The following is an 18,916-nucleotide window of genomic DNA, read 5'->3' as shown; positions in this document are numbered from 1 at the left end:
TATCTCCCTAAAGGAATGATTTTTTTAGCCAGATGTTTAATAATAGTTATTATGGGTATTTTTTACTATATATGTAGTATAATAGAAATATAGCTTCCAATGCACTACAAGGGGGAAACAGCGGTGGCGAGAATTTTAATAGTAGATGATGCTAAGTTTATGAGGGTTACCCTGAGCAGCATTCTGAAAAAAGATAACCATGAAATAGTGGGAGAAGGGGAAAACGGAAAGGAAGCCGTGGACCTTTTCGTAAATCTGAAGCCAGATCTGGTGATGATGGACATCACGATGCCCGAAATGAGCGGCCTTGAGGCTGTCAGGGAAATTAAGAGGGACAACCCTCATGCAAAAGTTATCATGTGTTCAGCCATGGGCCAGCAGAAGGTAGTGGTTGAATCCATTGAAGCCGGCGCGAAGGATTTTATCATAAAACCATTTGATGAAGGCCGTGTATTAGAAGCGGTAAATCGGGTATTAAGTTAAGAGCAGACTCAGGGTACCCTGGACATATGGATGTGTCCGGGTATCAGCTGGAGTGGCTTTTTTTTTTGATGAACTTCTATCCTTCTGAGTACCTTAATCAAGCCTATTAAGATATAATATGGTTAGTAATCAAATGAACTAGAGGATGAAATCGAATGGACTTTGTATTAATTTCATCAATCGGTGCCGTATTTATGGCAATCTTCGCGATGTTCATTCGCATGAAGGCTGCAAAAAAGCCGGCTTCCGCTAAGAAAATCATCTTGCCGCCGATTTTTATGAGCACAGGTGCTCTTATGTTTACCGTTCCTTATTTTCGCGTTACTCCAATGGAGTTCCTGGAAGCAGCCACAGTTGGTTTGCTGTTTTCCATCCTTTTAATTAAAACATCCTCCTTTGAAATCAGGGACAGCGAAATTTATCTGAAGCGCTCCAAAGCATTTGCTTTTATACTAATAGGATTGCTTGTAATCCGCATCATTGGAAAAATAGTTCTTAGCTCAACAATCGACTATGGTCAGCTGAGCGGCATGTTCTGGATTCTCGCATTTTCGATGATTGTACCGTGGAGAATTGCGATGTATATGAATTATCGTAAGCTTCATCAGGAGCTGAATGGAACGGGGAATCCCAAAACAACTTAATAGAATGAAAGCCGCCGGTTATTTTGCTCGGCGGCTTTTGCATTGTTAATTAATGGACTCCATTTTTGGGATCCCATAGTCCATACATTTTCCGGATTTCTACGATTTGACCGATGTGATAGGCGTTGTGGATGGTTAAGTTTGAAATTACAGACGACCAGGATTCGATCGGTTCCTTATAGGCGGATGAGAGAAGATTTTCTTCACTGCATTCTTCCAGGGCTTTGATCCACTCAGACAATACGTTTTGAAGAGCTTTTATGGCAGATTGCCAATCCTCTTCAGTAACGGATTCATTGGTGCTGAATGTTTCGTCATTGGCGATATGGGTTTGGGCGAGCGGCAATTCTTTGAATCTTGATAGATAGCGGTCATTCCAGAAGGTAAGATGGGTGACGATCTGCCAGATGGAATTGGCGGTTCCTGACTTGAAAGATGCTTCTTTTGCTGATAATCCTCCGATGGCAGCTGATAACGGGACAAACCAATTGGGCTGGTCGAGGCAGGCGGATAGCTGTTTTAATAAGACTTCTTTTGTAGTCATTGGATTACTCCTTTTTGAATAGAGTTACTCTCCATTTCTATTCAATAAAGGTGGTGAGTATCCTTCTTAAAGGCGGAAAAAATAAAAAACCATTCCGGTGTTCCGAAATGGTTTAGAACAAATGTTCATATGGTGTCATGCTTATCTGTTTCTCTGTCAATTTCTTGCGCAGGAATTTGTGGTCCCGTTTCGGCGTGGCTAGAATATAGCCGCGAATCAGGAGGTCCTGGTCAATTTGATCTGCCTTTTCTTTTACAGCAAGTTCTCCAATTTTACCGGCAATCTTCATTCTTGCTACATCCCTGAAGAGTTCCGGTACCGGACTTACGAGATCCTCCAGCAGATCCTTCTCCCTCTGCTGCCATAGATGCCGCGTTTCATTGACATAATGCTCTTCCCAATCCAGATCCGATTTGCCATCTTCTTTCGGCATGCGCTTTAAAAACTTGCGGAACATAAAAAAGCCGCCAATCGCAAAGAACGAAATCAGAATGACAACCCAGAACAATATAAAATACATAAACCAGCCTTCTAGCATTTTCCTTCACCTACACACATGTTTTCCTGTTCTTATTATAAGCCTTGTCCCGCGAAACGACAAGAAAGCAGGCATAAGTCTTGAAAGCAGCACCATTTGCCCTTATAATAGGAAGAGTCTTTATGGGGCTGATTGGGGTGCTGGTGCCCCCCACGGTCTTCAAAACCGCTTGTGACCTGCGTGCCAGGTCAGCTGGGTTCGATTCCCAGGCGGTCCCGCCAACAATACATATGATTTCCGCATAGTGGGATGCTGTGCGGTTTTTTGTGCCATTCATATATTCTTTTTAGGTAATCAAAGATAATTGTTTCTGTTTTCTATGTATTATGATGCTATTGTGATGATAGACTGAAGATAGTTAAGCAGCAAAGAGCATCAAATTAGGAGGAAATTAAAATCATGGACAATAATGATATATTAATTCGATTGAGATATGCGTTAGAAATCAAAAATAGTGAAATGGCAGAGATCTTTAAACTTGGAGGAGCGGAAGTGTCTGTACCTGAGGTGGTAAGGATCCTCAAAAAGTCTGATGATGAAGAAGAAAGTGACAGTCAAATAAGATTGACGAATAGTATGTTAAATTCATTTTTGAATGGCCTTATTATCTATAAAAGAGGTAAACAGGAGCCAAAACCCGGTCAGACTAATTTGCCGGAACCGTCCATTGAAAATAATACAAACATAAACAATATCCTTTTAAAGAAAATCAAAATCGCCTTGTCCTTAACGACAGAGGACATGATAGATGTATTCAAAAAAGCTGGATTAAACGTATCAAAAGGCGAACTCGGAGCTTTTTTAAGAAAAGAAGGACATAAAAAATATAAAGTTTGCTTAGACAATTTTGCCAGAAACTTCTTAAAAGGACTAACGATCAAGTATAGGGGATAAGGTAAGGCAGGCAATATAATAAAAACCGGGCCAAAGAATGATTATGGCCCGGTTTTGGAATAATGCGAGCCAGTCTGAGAATGATGTGCTAGTCATCTAGAGAAATAGTTATTACGTTAAAGACTGAGGGTGAATTAGGGGATTACCACAAGATTGGGCTTAGAGGAAAGTCCTTATTTCATTTTTTTAAAACATTAGCCAAAATACACTTCCACACTTTTTTCTTTCTGTGCTGTTGCCAAACAGTTTTGGATAAAATGCAGGATCTGTTTTTGGTCCCAAGATGTACAATCACTTTCTACCAGTGAAGCACTAGTATTAAAAAGTTTTTTATATTCATTCAAAGCCTTTTCAAATTGTTGTAACGAGAAAATCGAACTTTTACCTGATCCACTAACTCCAGCATAGAACTGATTTGCATCAAGTAAACCGTACAGCAGTATGGCATTGCTATTCCCCATGCTAAAACGGGCATAAGCTATTTCTTCCCTTGCTTTATTCCAGCCATATATTTCATGACCCATTTAATAATCCTCCTTCAAATTTAAATTGTTTTTTAGGGGTGCTGTGTGTTGTTTACATGGCAAACCACTCCTTTCACATTTATATACTTATAGGAAATTATGATTGAGATAGTAGTATGAGAGATGATTTTGACCAAGGGATTTAAGGATCACTGTTTTAATTGGGAGATTTTGAGTGGAGTTTAAGGAGATTCGAGTAACGATTTTTCGATTGGATTATCTTCAGAGAAAATGATACCACATTTCGCATCATTTAAATTTTGAATTTTAAAAACTTATCAACAATTATGTGAACGCTTTCCTAGGTATATAAAGCAATATTCAAAAGTGTAATTGGCTTTCTTTGCAGGAGCAATGGTGCTGAACCCGTCTGAGATAATTCGTTTAGTTCTGAGAGGTAATGCATCTTTTTTAAAGGCAGTTGCTATTTGTATATATTATTTACTGAGTTGATTGGAGCGGAAGGTGCGAGACTCCCGCGGAAAGCGAGCATCCTGTAGCGGAAATCAACGGGCAACATTAATAGGTGAAAAAACAACAATTTATACGAAAAGAACTTTTTTAAAAAACCGAGCCTCAGAAATAATGGAGGCTCGGTTTTGGGGAATGGGATCCTATTCGCTAGTCATCTAGAGAAATCTTTTCTCTTCTATTCCCCATTTTCCTTATACAAATCAAAAACACCCTCAGCCATCTCCCTCACATTTTTCCTAAGGAAAAAAGGATGTACAATCTTAATCTGATTCCCAAACCCAAGAATATACTCTCGTGCCTCTTTTTCGGTATCAAAGCTAAGGCTTACAGGTATCCATCCATTTTCATTAGGCGAATCCGTGTGGAGTAACTGAACAAATCGGCCAGTAAAATTAATCCGCTGAAGAATGGCTGGTGAAATCTCCACTTCAACCTCAAATTTAGGCAGGCTGCTAATGAATGTCTGCTTTGATTCCTGCCAATAGTCTGCGAGATCAAAGTCATTCGGCCTGCTGAAGTTCTCATTAATCACCACGGCATCAATTATTCTAGATACTCGGTAGGTTTTTATCTTTGCATCAGAAGCAGCTATAAGATACCAAGTGTTCCCTTTGGCGACCAGTCCTAATGGCTCAACTATTCTTTCGCTTGTCTGTTTATCTGCTTTTTCGTATTGAATCTGAAGTTTTTTCTCCTCCCAAACCGCCTGCTGGACGATTCTAAAAGACTTCAATTCCCGTGGTGTTTCCCTCCACGTGCTGGTATCGATATGAATACGGTTGGAAATGTCCGTCACACTTTCTTTTAGTGGGGCAGGAATGGCCGCCAGAAGCTTCTGTCGTGCTTTTTTCCAATCATTGCTGATGCCAAGGTCTGCAAGGTGCTCAAAGGAGGGGGAGAGAAGCAGTGTTTTGATTTCAGCAGCTTTTAATCCGGTCAGATTTGTTCTGTAATTCTCAAGCAGTTTCCAGCCGCCGAATTTTCCTCGTTCAGCCAGGACAGGGATGCCAGCGGCGCTCAAGGCTTCCATATCCCGGTGTATGGTCCGCTCCGTTACCTCTAATTCTTTTGCCAATTCCCTCGAGGTCATTCTTTCGTTATTTTGAAGCAATAGTACGATCGCAATGAGTCTGTCTGCGCGCAATCTGTTCACCCCTGATAAAAAAGTTTTAAATATGACATTAGATGTCAACATTAATGATTATAGTATACATATAACACAAAAGGGGGCAGATCAGAATGACATCATTAAAAGGGAAGGTAGCACTTGTGGCCGGCGGAACACGGGGAGCTGGCCGCGGCATCGCTATGGAACTCGGTGCAGCAGGGGCGACGGTATATGTTACAGGCCGTACAACGCGAAATCAGATATCGGAATATGGACGAAAGGAAACCATTGAAGAAACTGCTGAATTGGTAAATGAGCTGGGCGGAACCGGAATAGCTGTTCAAGTGGATCATCTTATACCAGATCAGGTGCAGTCATTGATTGAAAGAATAGAGAAAGAACAGGGAAGACTGGATATCCTCGTAAATGATATATGGGGGAGCGAAAATTTGATGGAATGGGACATTCCTGTCTGGGAGCATTCCCTCGATAAGGGGATGAGAATGCTTCGTCTGGCGATTGATACTCATATTATCACAAGTCATTATGCCCTTCCGCTTCTGATCAAAAACAAAGGGGGATTAGTAGTCGAAGTAACAGACGGAACCGAAGAGTATAATCAAAATCGCTACCGGGTGTCTCTGTTTTATGACTTGGCCAAAAGCTCAGTCATCCGTATGGCCAAAGCATTGGCCCACGAACTTTCGGCTTATGATTGCACCGCGGTTGCTGTTTCACCCGGTTGGATGCGTTCGGAAATTATGCTCGAGGTGTTTGGAGTCACAGAGGAGAATTGGAAAGATGCCATCGAAAAGGAGCCCCATTTTGTGATCTCTGAAACACCAAGGTATATAGGACGGGCAATTAGTGCCATTGCAAAAGATCCTGATAAAAAACGATTGAACGGCGGATCCTTTTCAAGCGGGGAGCTGGCGAAAATGTATCATTTTCATGATCTGGATGGTTTTCAGCCGGAGGCTTTCAGATATTTGGTTGAGGTCCAGGAGGCAGGGAAGCCTGCCAATGCTGAGGGATATAGATAGCTTTTCATTGGGAAAACTCCTTTGCAGGACTCTGCGAAAGGAGTTTTTTATTTGTTTAAGGGAATATGACTTTCTTATCCAAATTTTGGTGAATAATATCACTTTAAACGTTATAATTAAACCAAGTGAATTAAATAATTAGGTGCATAGAGGGGAGAAAGGTCTTGATCATCCCAGCAAAAAATAACCCCGTTTTACCCTTGACGATAAGTGTAAAAGAAATAGAATCCATTGTTACATGGTTCGATCAGCATCAGCGATCCCTCTATATACTCGGCTGGTCCTATCTGGGGAGCCAACTCAAAATTGAGGAGCTTCTTTATCGTGCCATTTTACAGGTGTATAAGGAGCTGCCAAAGTTTAAGAAAAGCACATCTTTTGAACTGCGGGTTTTATCTATTTTTATACGTATCTGCCGGGAGCTTTCTATTGAAAATAGTTTAAAAGCTTCAGAGGAAAGTGTATTTCATGCATTACAGCAGTTAAATGAGCAGGAAAGAGAAGTGCTGGTCTTAACATATATAAAAGGAATCTCCAGGGAGGAAACAGCCCAGCTTCTCCAAATGTCACTTGAACAAATAAAGGAGCTATTATTTTCGGGATTCCAATTACTAAGAAAAGGATTGGGAAATGGAGATGACTATCAGGGCTGCAATGAATACCAAAAGCTTTACGTAAATTACCTGGAAAGAAAACTGGAACGGCCGCGGAAAATCGATTTTGAAATGCATATCTATCATTGTCATAACTGCCAGGATGATCTGGCATCTCTGCAGGAAACCATATTGAACTTCTCTGAAACCATTGAGACATTCAGCGTACCTGCAGATTTCATGGAAAACGTAAAAGAACGAGTCTCACAAAGGGAACATTTAATTAAGCAGAAGAAGAAGAAACGCAAAAGAATTGGATTTATTACAGGAAGTGTCTTTGTCTTATTCATGTGTACAGGTTTCTTCACCGGGATTTTTTCAAGTATCTATTACTCATTGACTGAAGAAAATCAGGAGTTGCGCATTTTTCTTCAGGAGGATTTAGGTGAAAGGCTTGGGCTGGAAGCTGAAAGCAATGGGATTAAAATAAAGATTAAGAGTGTGATTGCTGATGAGATTCAAACTCTTATTTTTTATGAAATAGAAGATACCAATGATAACAATCAATATATGATTAACATTGATGATGGCATTTTTATTGAGGACGAAATGAAAATTATGGTGGCAAATACCTATCCTATGTATATTCCGCCAGATATGGAGTCAGATCTTAATAAAAAGGAAAAGAACATTTATCATGGGAAAATGAGTCTGAGGCCTGTGAAAGAAAATAAAGCCACCATTCAGCTCAATATAAAAAAGGTTTTGAAATTAAAACAAAACGCCTCAGATTCATATGTGAATATGGTGCCCGAAGAAGGGGATTGGAAATTTGACATTCCTGTTACAAAAAAACCCTCTGTCGAGTATGCATTGAATGAAGAAGTTGAAATTGAGGGGACAGCAGTCTTGATTGACAAATTAATCCTTGCTCCAACAGGGACAATTCTGCAATATGGCCTCAAAAATGAACAGCCGGAAAAGCGGATCGACATGATCAATTTTAAAAATTTGGAAATCAACAATAAAGTAGCTGAAGCTGATTTATACGGGAACTCATACGTGCATGCACAGAATGATTTGAGATGGAGCAAGTTTCAGGCGCATTTTAAACCACTATTTGAAAAAGAAACCGATGAAGTCAAAGTCCGATTCGATAATATTTATTTGTCAATTACAGACAATAAAACGATTGCCCTTAATGTTTCGAAGGAATATCCGCAAACCTTTGAATATGCGGGAAGTACCATTTCCATTGATAAGGTTGAAGTTGGACAGCCTAGCATAGTGATCATAAGTAATCATGAAATTAAGAATCGAGCGTATGAATCACTTAATTTTAATATTGTGACTGAGGAAGAAGATATTTCAATGGAAGGGGATTATAAAGGAGTCATTGTTGATAAAAATGGAAAAGAATACGATATGAATAAAACACCTTTCATTTACGAAGAGCTTGAACAGCCGCGTCATTTCTTTACAGTCCAGAGCTTTAAGATACAAGGGGATAAGGTGGTTCCGAAGAGTCTGGATATATTCGGATATAATACAACTAAATACTTGGATAAAGAAGTAGAGTTAGATACTGAGCTGATCGTAAAAGATGAAGCAGGTACCTGAAGGGGGTGCCTGCTTCTTATTAATTAAATCATTGACTCCACCAGTTCTGCCCTGATTTTCGTAATATGCCCCTCCATCAATTCCTTTGCTTTATCCCCATTTCCAGAAGCAATAGCCAGATAAATTTCCCTATGCTCATTAATAGTATCCCCGTAACGGGACAAATCCTTGAACCGATGATTCTGGGTAGCTCTAATGGTTTCTTCCATATGTCCTTTGAGGGTATGGATCAATTCAATGAAAATCGAATTATGGGTTGCCTCGGCAATTCCGATGTGAAAGTCCAGATCTGCTTTTAACCCTAACTCGGGATCTTGTTTGGACAGCGCCATATTATGTAAAGCAATACGCAGCTTTTCCAGATCTGCCGGGGTGGCTCTATTGGCTGCAAGGAACGAGGATTCGGCTTCCAGTGCACGCCGAAGTTCAAGCATTTCAAATACCAGCGGGTTTTCTGCTTTGACAACTGTGATGATCTCTTCTTTGTTTGATTGGATATCAGAGACTTTAACGTAGCTTCCCCCTCCCTGGCGGATATCAATGAGCCCGTTCAGTTCCAGGGTTCTGAGGGCCTCTCTGATGGTTGTCCGGCTGACATTGAATTGAACTGCCAATTCTCTTTCTGATGGCAGCCGTTCACCTGGTTTAAGATTTCCTCCCAAATAGCATTCTATCAATTTATCTGCTAAAACCAGATAGGTCTTTTTTTTCTCTGCCATTCCCCGTACCCTCTTTCAAAATAGGCCTCTCTTACTTTCCTAAATGTAACAGACCTAAAATCTATTAATCAATACTATAAAAATAATAAAATAAATAATTGAATTCTTCTGATAAGTTAGTATAATTAATTTAACTTGTTGGACCAATTATAACATTGGTTTGACCAAATTCCTCGAATAAGAAAGAAGGAGTATAGGATGGAAACAGCGAGTATGAGCCTTCTGCAGGCTTTAAGAGAGTTTCTTACTGAGCAGCAGGTGACAGAAAATCAGACAGTAAGAGAATTGCATGGCAGGGATGAATCATACCATATGGAGAGTCTTCCTGACCTGGTTGTTTTTCCGGAAACGGCCCAGCAGGTCAGTGAAATTGTGAAGCTGGCAAACAAATATAAAGTTCCAATTGTTCCTTTTGGACTGGGATCCAGTCTTGAGGGGCATGTGATACCGTACGAACATGGAATTACGATTGATTTTTCGCTTATGAATAAAGTTCTGGAAGTACGTGAGAATGACTTTCTTGTTAGGGTACAGCCTGGCGTGACCCGCACGCAGCTCAACAAGGAATTGAAAAAATATGGACTATTTTTCTCTGTGGATCCGGGAGCAGATGCTACGCTTGGCGGAATGGCGGCAACGAATGCCAGCGGAACTACTTCTGTGAAATATGGAGTCATGCGTGATCAGGTGCGTGATCTGGAAGTGGTACTTGCTGATGGGTCGATCATACATACAGGCAATTTAGCTGCTAAATCCTCATCCGGATACCATTTGAATGGTTTATTCGTTGGTTCTGAGGGGACGCTTGGCTGCTTTACGGAACTGACATTAAGAGTATATGGAATTCCGGAGCATGTGACGGCGGCAAGAGCTTCTTTTCCTTCATTAAACGATGCGGTTGAAGCTGTTGTTTCCATTTTACAGGCAGGTGTTCCGATTGCCAGGGTTGAGCTTGTCGATGAACCATCCATGAAGCAGGTGAACCTGTTCAGTGAAACGAACTATAACGAAAGTCCAACACTCTTTTTGGAGTTTCACGGCAATGAAGCCGGTTTGAAGCAGGATGTCGCGTTCACAAGAGAAATAGTCGAAGACCATCACTGTCTCGATATTGAATTTGAAACCGATAATGCAGCAAGAAATCGCTTATGGGAGGCCAGGCATAACCTTGCCTATGCCTATATCCATGGCCATCCCGGAAAGAAAATGATGGTGACGGATGTTTGTTTACCGATTTCAGAACTTTCCGGCGCTATCAGCCATGCGAGGGAAGCGGTCGATACACTGGGACTTCCTGGAGGAATCGTCGGACATGTGGGGGACGGAAATTACCATACCCTCCTGATGATTGATATGAGTAATCCCGAAGAGGTGGCAAAAGCTGAAAAGTTCAATGAACAAATTGTCCTCTATGCTCTCGAACGGGGCGGTACATGTACGGGTGAGCATGGTGTAGGGGTAGGCAAGCAGAAGTATCAGCAAAAAGAACATGGACAGTCGCTTCAGGTTATGGAAAAAATCAAACATGCCCTGGATCCGGATAACCTTTTTAATCCAAATAAAATCTTAAAGACAAAAGAAGGAGCGTGATGATATGAAGGTATTAGAAGCGGTCAGTACCATTGCTGGAAAATATTTTGCCGTATGGGTTATTTTAACATCGGCTATTGCCTTTATGTTTCCAGACCCATTTTTAGGGTTGGGGGGCTATATCACCATCCTTCTCGGTGTCGTCATGTTTGGAATGGGGCTTACACTTAAGGCAGTGGATTTTAAAATCATTTTTACTAAACCGCTGCCTGTGTTAATCGGTGTTTGTGCACAGTTCATCATCATGCCGCTGGTCGCTTTCGGTATTGCGAAACTTTTGAATTTGCCGGCAGAATTGGCAGCAGGCCTAGTGTTGCTCGGATGTGTACCGGGGGGAACCGCCTCTAACGTTATGGTGTATCTGGCCAAGGGAAATGTACCATTGTCCATCGCCATGACTTCCGTTTCAACTCTATTGGCACCGATCATGACACCGCTGCTTCTCTTATTGCTTGCGGGTCAATGGATGCCGGTTGATGCTGTTGCCATGTTTAAGTCTATTGTCCAGGTTATCATTGTTCCAATTGTTCTAGGGCTGGCAATCAAGAAATTTTTCCCTGTGGCTGTGGAAAAGAGCTTAACTGTTTTACCGCTTATTTCGGTAGCGGCGATTATCACGATTGTAGCTGCAGTCGTTTCGGGCAATTCGGCAACCATTGCCGCATCAGGGCTTCTAATCTTTACAGCCGTCATGCTCCACAATGGATTCGGACTCCTGCTTGGCTACTTTGCAGGAAAAGTGCTTGGTCAGGAAGAAGTAAACCGAAGAGCGATTGCCATTGAAGTGGGAATGCAAAACTCAGGTTTAGGTGTTGCACTTGCGACTGCACATTTTGGTCCACTGGCAGCTCTTCCAAGCGTGCTGGCTGCTGCCTGGCATAACATTTCAGGGCCGATTCTGGCAACTTATTGGTCAAAAAAACCTGCTGTTGAAAGTGAAGAAGATACGTCAGTTCGTCCTGCTGAAGTGAAGTTGTAAATAGGAAAAAAGGTGTTTTTTCCCTTCAGTGTATCCGATCATGACTGAGGGGGAAAAGCACCTTTTTCTTTTCAATAAAATTAAGGTATACACGAAAATATCTCGCTTTTTCAGCTGCTCAATTAAATGGGCAGCTTATTTTTGCATATGAATGAAAAACTATCTTGACTAACAGCAAATTATGGAATATATTTTAATAAACAATTAACAATATGTTAATTAAAAAGAGGTGAATCAGTTTGAAGAATCAATTTATTACACCAGACGGTTATACAAGTGATATTGCGGTTTTTACAATCACATCTGAAAAAGTTGGAGAGTATAAACCTCCCAAAAAAGAGCTGAAAATCATGCTGATTAAAAGAAGTGAACTGGACCATGAAGGAAATCCAAACATGGAAGCAGGAAAGTGGGCACTCCCCGGTGGATTTGTACGTCCCTATGAGACAGCGTTTCAGGCAGCAGAGCGAAGGTTAGCCGAGGAAACCGGGGTGGATGGACTGAAAATAAAGCATTTTGGTGTCTACGATTCGCCTGGCCGGGATCAGCGGGGATGGATAATCTCTAATGCACATTATGTTATCGCAAATGAAGCGGCATTAAGGAGCCGGAAAAAAACGTATGATGCATCTGAAATTGAGCTATTTTCACTTGAAGAAGCAGTTGAACTTGATCTTGCATTTGATCATCGGACTATTATCGATGATGCACTTTGGTTTATTAAAAAAGATATGGCGCTGACAACACTGGCCAAGCATTTTCTTCCTGATGAATTTGTGCTTTCTGAACTTCAGGGGGTCTTATTGACGGTGTTGGATGATTCTTCGATCTCGACTGATGCTGCCTTTTTCAGAAAAGCTCCGACATTACCTTTTATTAAAGCGGTATCGGAAAACGGAAAGCATAAGAAATCAAACCGTTATTCCAAGACGCCGGCCCAGCTTTATCGTTTTAATGACTTTCAGCCGATTGTGTCCGTATATAGAAATAAGCTGAAAGGGTAAAAAGCAAGTCATATAAGGGGAGAGATTCACATGGGGATTTTTAAGAACTGGACGCGGTTTGAAATTATATGGCTAATCACATTTACATTGGTCAACATTTATCTTTTCTTTGCCTGGTCAGATTCACTGCTTGGCCTGATTTCATCCATAAGCGGCATGTTATGTGTGGTGCTGGTGGCAAAGGGGAAGATTGCCAACTATTACTTTGGCATCATTCAGACCCTAACTTATGCTTATATTGCTTACGGTTATGGTCTTTATGGAGAAGCCATGCTCAATGCCCTGTTTTATTTTCCGGTTCAATTTATAGGAATTTATCTGTGGAGAAAGCATAAAACAAATCGGGATGTTAATGGGGAAGATGTGAAAGTTAGAAGCCTGACTAAAAAGGGCTGGCTCTATACAGTAGTATCTATTGTTGTACTTACGATTGGATATGGTTTTTTTCTTAAATATTTAGAAGGCAATTTTGTCTGGACGGACTCAGCTACAAACGTTCTTTCTATTACTGCTCAAATATTGATGCTGAAGAGATTTGCAGAGCAATGGCTCCTATGGATTTCCGTTAATGTATTATCCATTATCCTTTGGGCGGGTGCTCTCATCACACAGGACGGCAATGACTTTTCAATGTTAGTCATGTGGACGGCTTTCCTGGTCAACAGTATTTATGGCTATTTTAACTGGCGGAAATTATATGTGATACAGAATAAGGAGAGGGTTTAAATGACAGTCGGGTTTATTGGAGGAAAGTTTTTTCCCCTGCATCTTGGCCATGTCTATGCCATCGTTCAGGCCTCATCCATCGTTGACGAACTGTACGTTGTGCTGTCCCATAGCGAAGTGCGTGACAGGCAATTGTGCGAGCATTCTAAAATGGCTTATATTCCGCCACATATCCGTTTGCGCTGGCTCAGTCAATTAACTAAAGATATGCCGCATGTTAAGGTCATTTCCATTAAAGACGATCAGGGGAATGAAGATTACAATTGGGCTGAGGGTGCCAGGGATATAAAAAAGGCAATTGGAAAGCGCATTGATTATGTATTTAGTTCAGAATATGAATATAACGATATTTTTAATGAACTTTATCCAGAGGCCAAACACGAATTGATTGATCCCAATCGGGGACATGTGAATATTTCGGCAACAGCAATCCGTAATGAAGGCGTATTTCTTTATTGGGAGTACATCCCTGACTTTGTTAAACCTTATTTCGTTAAAAAGGTTGTAGTGGTGGGAACTGAAAGCTGCGGGAAATCTGCCTTGACCAGAAATCTTGCTAAAATCTACAACACTTCCTATGTTGAGGAATATGGCCGAACCGTATGTGAAGAATTAGGCGGCTGCGATGGGATTATGGTTAAGGAAGATTACCACAAAATTGCCTATGGCCATAAGCTTGAAGAAATCAAGGCGATTGAAAAAGCGAACAAGGTTGTTTTTATCGACACGGAGGCAATCGTGACTCAATTTTACTCCAACTTATACAACAATGAGCATCAGACAGTGCTGGATGAAATAGCAAGTCTGCAGGATTATGACCTGTGGCTATACCTTGAACCTGATGTGAAATGGGTGGATGATGGACTTCGGGTTCATGGAGAGAATGAGGTAAGACTTCAAAACAACGAGGCCTTAAAAGCACTGCTGAGAAAGCATAATATTGATTATAAAATCCTGAGCGGCGATTACAAGAATCGGCTTCAGGGGGCTATAGGGCATATTGAAGAGCTGTTAAAAAATTGAGTAAGTGATTGACAAAAAAGATAATATTATTTATCCTTTTAAAAAACCTAATGAAATACTTTCATTCGTATAACTCCAATAATATGGTTTGGAGGTCTCTACCAGGAACCAATAATTCCTGATTACGAAGAAGATACATGTTCTGTATTTTCTTCGTGATCAGGAATTTTTTTTTGTGAAAAAAACTAGGAGGTCCAAAAATGAATTTTACAATTATGCCTAAAATTGAACTTCACTGCCATTTGGACGGGAGTGTCAGACCAGAAACCATCATTGATATCGCAAAGAGAGAAGGCATCAGCCTGCTTTCTTTTGATAAAGAAAAAATCAAAGAAGAACTAATTGCCCCGTTGGATTGCGAATCCCTGGATGAATATTTAAAAAGATTCTCCATTCCTAACTTGGTCATGCAGTCAAAAGAAAATTTGAAAAGAATATCCTATGAGCTTTTTGAAGATGCAGCAAAGGAAAACGTGAAATACATGGAGGTCCGCTTTGCCCCTCTGCTTCATACTCGAAAGGGATTATCCGTAGAAGAAATCATCCAAAGTGTGATTGAAGGGATGAGAGAAGCTGAAGAAGAATTTGATATTAATGGAAATGTCATTTTGTCATGCATGAGAACGATGAGTGTGGCAAGTGCATTTGAGGTAGTCGAAAAGGGAAAGGAATTCCTTGGAAGAGGGGTTGTCGCCATTGATTTATGTGCTTCCGAGGAGGAAGGGTTCTGCGAAAAATTCATTGAACCGATCGCGCTGGCCAGAGAATATGGCTATAAAGTCACCATCCACGCCGGTGAAACGGGAATCGGTCAAAATGTGCTGGAGGCAGTTGAATGGCTGGGGGCTGAAAGAATTGGACACGGTGTATTTATTAAAGACTGTGAAGAGGCTTATAGGCTTGTAAAGGAAAAACAGGTAGTGCTTGAAATGTGCCCAACCAGCAATGTTCAAACAAAAGCTGTTAACCAATTCAGTGATCATCCAATTTACGACTTCCATCGGGATGGAATAAAAGTAACGGTTAATACGGACAACAGAACGGTATCTGATACAACAATGGCAAAGGAATGTGATATTGTTTCGAAGGAATTCGCTATGAGTGCTGAGGATTATAAACAAATTTACACAAATAGTGTGAAAGCTTCTTTTGCGGATGAAGGGACAAAGGAAAAACTCATGGAATATTTAATGGATATCTAACAAAGAAGGTGTCTGCCCTATTCTAAATTTTTAATGGTTGAGGGGAGACACCTCGAAATATACCTCAAGAATTCATTTTTTGGATGCATACAATTTAAGCTCTTAGCATCCTCAAGCGTACGTACACCTTTATCGCCAATATAACGAATCCATGAAGGTTCGTTTAAAAGTTCGAGAATGAATGCTGCATCATCTGGTGTTAACTTGCGAAGAATTAATCGATCTGTTTCAAGCACTTTCAATTATTTTAACACCTCATTCATTTTCCAGGCTGTTAACCATTTTTTTAATTATTTATTTTTCAAGGCATACTATAATATACATCTTAAAATAATAATAGAGCAAATTGAATTTTCATATTTCTTTACTGGTAATTCTCCCATTGATTCACTAATGAGTTCTTACTGTAAACCTGTTAGCCTTGTAGATGGCCTGTTTTTGCCTAAAAACTACAAACAGGAGGTTTACAAATGAAAAATTTAGTAACATTTGTTGCTGCCATTTCACTTATTATGGGTTCATATAGCATGTTTCCTGCTGATCATTTTGATGCTGAGACAGTGGATCAGAAAGCTGCAGAAACATTAACATATAAAAAAGTTGAGGTTGACGTGAAAGAGTCATCATCAACTGATAATCGCTTCATCAAAGAGGAAGAAAAAAAGCTGCTTGCACGTCTTGTACAGGCTGAAGCAAAAGGGGAGCCGTTTGAAGGGAAAGTTGCGGTTGCTGACGTGGTTCTGAATCGTGTCGAGCACGAACAATTCCCGGATACAGTCAAAGATGTTATTTATCAGAAGAATGCTTTCGAACCTGTTCAAAATGGTTCAATCAATGAACAGGCAAGTAATGAAGCAGTTAAGGCCGTTGAGACAGCTCTTATTGACAAGGAGCAAAACGAAGAGTTCCTATATTTTTATAACCCTGAAACAGCCACAAGCCAGTGGATCTTTTCACGTGAAGTTGTGAAAAAAATAGGCAACCATGCATTTGCTATATAAGGCGCGTACAGCATAAAAGCTGCGCGCTTTTTTGTTGGAGAAAAAATGAAATTGGAGAAGGAATATTAAGAAAGATAGAGAAAACAACTCAAGGGAAATAATTCAATAAGGGGGATGCTTAAAATGGAGATCATTGTTAAGAAATTGCCTGAAACAGAAGTAGCGTATATCAGGCGCACCGGAAGTTATTTTGAGCCGCAGGATCATTGGGGAAGATTGATTGGATGGGCAAACAATCATGGATTATATCCTCCGCAGGAATCTTTCATTGGCATATCATTGGATAATCCTGATCTGGTGGAGAGCAAGGATTGCCGCCACGATGCCTGTGTTACTATTCCTGAAGGCTTTAATAAAGAGGAGCATCAGGAAATAATGTTTAAAAAAATTGATGCAGGGGATTACGCTCTCTATCCATTCTATGATACCCCTGATAAATTGCATAATGCCTATCAGTACATGTTTGGAGAATGGCTGCCAAATAGTAGATATGAGCCGGATTACGTTAGACATAACCTTGAATTTAATATGAATAATCCTGCTGAAGATGCAGAAGGGAAATGCAAGGTGGATTTATATGTACCAGTCAGAAAAAGAATTTCTGATGCAGAGTAGCACCTCAATAATCTTACATAAAATTCTACATTTATTAGCAGATGTAAATGGCTTCCAGTGAATATTAAGCACATCTTTAAAAGAAAAATATAAATAATTGAATTGTTGCATGTTGGGATTTTCAGACTTGAAATTTAAGGTGGGGGTGCTTGAAAGTGTTATATGATGATAGATACCATATGCACTTAGGGTATTATGAAAAAGGGTTTGATCTAGAAACTGTTGCTCTTAAAAGACAATCACAAGCAACCTGGGACGTCTTTTTTGATTTCCATTTTTATGGACTAAAAAAAACTATTCATGAAAACGATATATCTCTAAAAGGCTTTGGTACAAGAATTTTTTCAGTTGAAATTGAAGAACTAGATTTTAATGATGGTTCTAAGAATTTTGAACAATGGTTAACAATACAAGGAATATTATAAGACTTCATATCTAAAGACAGATTAAATTTAAAAATTTAAAAATAAGGGAAGCCTCTCTAAAAAGACTTCCCTTATATTATCAAATTTGTCTAAAATACAGTAGAAATTTCGATTTTATTTTGTTTAAATAAATCGGCCAGAGAAGTGCCGTCTATTTTCGTTAATTCTAATAGGGAGATATGATCTTCACTAAAATTTTCACTTACCATTGTTTGACCACTCCATATAGCTCTTCCTTCTGGCGATTTAGATATAAAAAATTCTTTATCCATATAAGTAAATTCAATTTCTCTTCCTTGTTCCAAATACATTAACAGTTGTTGATAGCTAATACTCCCACCCGCAGGAACGTCATCAAAGTTTTTTTGTCCATTCATTTATATCACCTTCCTAATGCCCGCTTCTCACTCCGTTTTTCCAGGTGTGTCTATGTGGGAATTTAAAATTTCCAGCATGACGGTAATCAATATCTAAGTCAGCCTTTCCATTTTTATCATAATATCTTCTCTGCTTTACACCTTTACTATCTTTTAAATCCTTTGAAGATAAAGCCTTCCCTGTTGTAGGTAAGGACGATTTTGTTGAGGTCGATTGCGTTGAGTGATTTGATGTCTTAGAACCATCTTTCTTTGCCTTTTCATATGCTTTTTCTGCAAAATATGCAGCAACTTTATTATAAAGCCATGAACCTGCTGCAATTGTAGCACCACCTATTACAAGAGCTCCAGTTACAGTTATTGCTACTTGTCCTATTCCAGGAATAACATATATACCTGCTGCTGCACCAATTGCTAATGTTTGAAATTCACTCTCTTGTGGATTACCATATGGATAATAAGTAGTACCAATTGTATCAGGATGATATGGATTTTGATATTCGGCAGGAATATAAATTATCTCATCTTTGGAATAGTATCCTAGCTCTAATAATTCTGCTGGTATTTCTTCAAAACTATCATATTCAAATTCCCATCCTGCCACTTCTTCCACATTCGAAGAAAGGTCATGACTTTCATTAGCTAAAGCCGGGTTGATAATAGAAAAACATAACAATACAACCATTAGTAAAGAAATACTACGTTTGAACATTTTCATAAATTCTCCTTTTTTCCATAATATAGAATAATAATACTTTGTTAGAAAAATATAATAAAGAATTGAAAAATC

Annotated in this window: 20 protein-coding genes, 1 tRNA gene, 2 pseudogenes and 1 riboswitch; of the genes and pseudogenes, 15 read left to right on the top strand and 8 right to left on the bottom strand. The window is 39.8% G+C overall.

Annotated features, from left to right (window positions below; translation table 11 throughout):
* Positions 1–123 precede the first annotated feature (123 nt).
* Complete coding sequence (locus tag BFI01S_RS10605) at positions 124–483, top strand: response regulator (protein ID WP_061792601.1); 360 nt, start codon at positions 124–126, stop codon at positions 481–483.
* A 155-nt stretch (positions 484–638) separates the two neighbouring features.
* Positions 639–1,127, top strand: coding sequence for a CcdC family protein (locus BFI01S_RS10600; RefSeq protein ID WP_061792600.1), 489 nt, complete (start codon positions 639–641; stop codon positions 1,125–1,127).
* Between the two features lie 49 nt (positions 1,128–1,176).
* Here BFI01S_RS10600 and BFI01S_RS10595 read toward each other — a convergent pair whose 3' ends face one another.
* On the bottom strand, positions 1,177–1,671 hold the full coding sequence (locus BFI01S_RS10595; protein WP_061792599.1) for a DinB family protein: 495 nt from the start codon (positions 1,669–1,671) through the stop codon (positions 1,177–1,179).
* A gap of 112 nt (positions 1,672–1,783) precedes the next feature.
* Positions 1,784–2,209: a DUF2621 domain-containing protein gene (locus BFI01S_RS10590; protein WP_061792598.1), complete on the bottom strand. Its 426-nt coding sequence runs from the start codon at positions 2,207–2,209 to the stop codon at positions 1,784–1,786.
* 124 nt (positions 2,210–2,333) lie between these two features.
* On the opposite strand from BFI01S_RS10590, the gene BFI01S_RS23025 reads away from it, so the two are divergent.
* A tRNA-Sec gene (locus BFI01S_RS23025) sits at positions 2,334–2,430 on the top strand.
* 178 nt (positions 2,431–2,608) lie between these two features.
* Positions 2,609–3,103: a YehS family protein gene (locus tag BFI01S_RS10585; RefSeq protein WP_061792597.1), complete on the top strand. Its 495-nt coding sequence runs from the start codon at positions 2,609–2,611 to the stop codon at positions 3,101–3,103.
* Between the two features lie 194 nt (positions 3,104–3,297).
* Here the strand turns inward: BFI01S_RS10585 and BFI01S_RS10580 are convergent, their stop codons facing one another.
* Complete coding sequence (locus tag BFI01S_RS10580; protein WP_061792596.1) at positions 3,298–3,627, bottom strand: hypothetical protein; 330 nt, start codon at positions 3,625–3,627, stop codon at positions 3,298–3,300.
* Between the two features lie 649 nt (positions 3,628–4,276).
* Positions 4,277–5,245 carry a helix-turn-helix transcriptional regulator gene (locus BFI01S_RS10575; RefSeq protein ID WP_061792595.1) on the bottom strand — a complete coding sequence of 323 codons (969 nt, stop codon included), beginning with the start codon at positions 5,243–5,245 and terminating at the stop codon, positions 4,277–4,279.
* Between the two features lie 95 nt (positions 5,246–5,340).
* Here BFI01S_RS10575 and BFI01S_RS10570 point away from each other — a divergent pair, with 95 nt between their 5' ends.
* Both BFI01S_RS10570 and BFI01S_RS10565 read left to right on the top strand, forming a co-directional pair.
* Positions 5,341–6,252 (top strand): SDR family oxidoreductase, encoded by a 912-nt coding sequence (locus tag BFI01S_RS10570; protein WP_061792594.1) that lies wholly within the window; start codon positions 5,341–5,343, stop codon positions 6,250–6,252.
* Positions 6,253–6,416: 164 nt separating this feature from the next.
* Positions 6,417–8,465 (top strand): DUF4179 domain-containing protein, encoded by a 2,049-nt coding sequence (locus tag BFI01S_RS10565; protein ID WP_061792593.1) that lies wholly within the window; start codon positions 6,417–6,419, stop codon positions 8,463–8,465.
* A 23-nt stretch (positions 8,466–8,488) separates the two neighbouring features.
* Here the strand turns inward: BFI01S_RS10565 and BFI01S_RS10560 are convergent, their stop codons facing one another.
* Positions 8,489–9,184 carry a FadR/GntR family transcriptional regulator gene (locus tag BFI01S_RS10560; protein ID WP_061792592.1) on the bottom strand — a complete coding sequence of 232 codons (696 nt, stop codon included), beginning with the start codon at positions 9,182–9,184 and terminating at the stop codon, positions 8,489–8,491.
* 198 nt (positions 9,185–9,382) lie between these two features.
* Here BFI01S_RS10560 and BFI01S_RS10555 point away from each other — a divergent pair, with 198 nt between their 5' ends.
* The 6 genes from BFI01S_RS10555 (at position 9,383) to add (ending at position 15,708) form a co-directional block, all read left to right on the top strand.
* On the top strand, positions 9,383–10,774 hold the full coding sequence (locus tag BFI01S_RS10555; protein WP_061792591.1) for an FAD-binding oxidoreductase: 1,392 nt from the start codon (positions 9,383–9,385) through the stop codon (positions 10,772–10,774).
* Positions 10,775–10,778: 4 nt separating this feature from the next.
* Entirely contained in the window at positions 10,779–11,753 is a 975-nt protein-coding gene (locus BFI01S_RS10550; protein ID WP_061792590.1) for a bile acid:sodium symporter family protein, read from the top strand.
* A gap of 239 nt (positions 11,754–11,992) precedes the next feature.
* On the top strand, positions 11,993–12,757 hold the full coding sequence (locus BFI01S_RS10545) for an NUDIX domain-containing protein (protein ID WP_061792589.1): 765 nt from the start codon (positions 11,993–11,995) through the stop codon (positions 12,755–12,757).
* Positions 12,758–12,787: 30 nt separating this feature from the next.
* Positions 12,788–13,483: a nicotinamide riboside transporter PnuC gene (gene pnuC, locus BFI01S_RS10540; protein ID WP_061792588.1), complete on the top strand. Its 696-nt coding sequence runs from the start codon at positions 12,788–12,790 to the stop codon at positions 13,481–13,483.
* Positions 13,484–14,506 (top strand): multifunctional transcriptional regulator/nicotinamide-nucleotide adenylyltransferase/ribosylnicotinamide kinase NadR, encoded by a 1,023-nt coding sequence (gene nadR, locus BFI01S_RS10535; protein ID WP_061792587.1) that lies wholly within the window; start codon positions 13,484–13,486, stop codon positions 14,504–14,506. It abuts the gene before it with no gap.
* Between the two features lie 45 nt (positions 14,507–14,551).
* Positions 14,552–14,651: riboswitch (purine riboswitch) on the top strand.
* Between the two features lie 55 nt (positions 14,652–14,706).
* Positions 14,707–15,708 carry an adenosine deaminase gene (gene add, locus BFI01S_RS10530; protein ID WP_061792586.1) on the top strand — a complete coding sequence of 334 codons (1,002 nt, stop codon included), beginning with the start codon at positions 14,707–14,709 and terminating at the stop codon, positions 15,706–15,708.
* Positions 15,709–15,806: 98 nt separating this feature from the next.
* Here add and BFI01S_RS22460 read toward each other — a convergent pair.
* A pseudogene (locus tag BFI01S_RS22460) lies at positions 15,807–15,950 on the bottom strand (GNAT family N-acetyltransferase); the annotation flags it as partial.
* Between the two features lie 228 nt (positions 15,951–16,178).
* Here BFI01S_RS22460 and BFI01S_RS10520 point away from each other — a divergent pair.
* The 3 genes from BFI01S_RS10520 to BFI01S_RS10510 all read left to right on the top strand — a co-directional run bounded on the left by BFI01S_RS10520 (position 16,179) and on the right by BFI01S_RS10510 (position 17,749).
* A complete protein-coding gene (locus BFI01S_RS10520; protein WP_061792584.1) occupies positions 16,179–16,709 on the top strand; it encodes a cell wall hydrolase in 531 nt (176 codons plus the stop codon).
* A 123-nt stretch (positions 16,710–16,832) separates the two neighbouring features.
* Entirely contained in the window at positions 16,833–17,324 is a 492-nt protein-coding gene (locus tag BFI01S_RS10515) for an AraC family transcriptional regulator (protein ID WP_061792583.1), read from the top strand.
* A 155-nt stretch (positions 17,325–17,479) separates the two neighbouring features.
* Positions 17,480–17,749, top strand: a complete 270-nt coding sequence (locus BFI01S_RS10510) for a DUF3986 family protein (RefSeq protein WP_235831156.1) — start codon at positions 17,480–17,482, stop codon at positions 17,747–17,749.
* 89 nt (positions 17,750–17,838) lie between these two features.
* On the opposite strand, the gene BFI01S_RS10505 is transcribed toward BFI01S_RS10510, so the two are convergent.
* Both BFI01S_RS10505 and BFI01S_RS10500 read right to left on the bottom strand, forming a co-directional pair.
* A complete protein-coding gene (locus BFI01S_RS10505) occupies positions 17,839–18,126 on the bottom strand; it encodes a hypothetical protein (protein ID WP_061792582.1) in 288 nt (95 codons plus the stop codon).
* Positions 18,127–18,139: 13 nt separating this feature from the next.
* A pseudogene (locus BFI01S_RS10500) lies at positions 18,140–18,916 on the bottom strand (hypothetical protein); the annotation flags it as partial.

It is taken from the genome of Cytobacillus firmus NBRC 15306 (assembly GCF_001591465.1).
Taxonomy (GTDB): domain Bacteria; phylum Bacillota; class Bacilli; order Bacillales; family Cytobacillaceae; genus Cytobacillus; species Cytobacillus firmus.
Note: the sequence above shows the minus strand (reverse complement) of the source record. Positions and strands in the feature narration are given on the sequence as shown.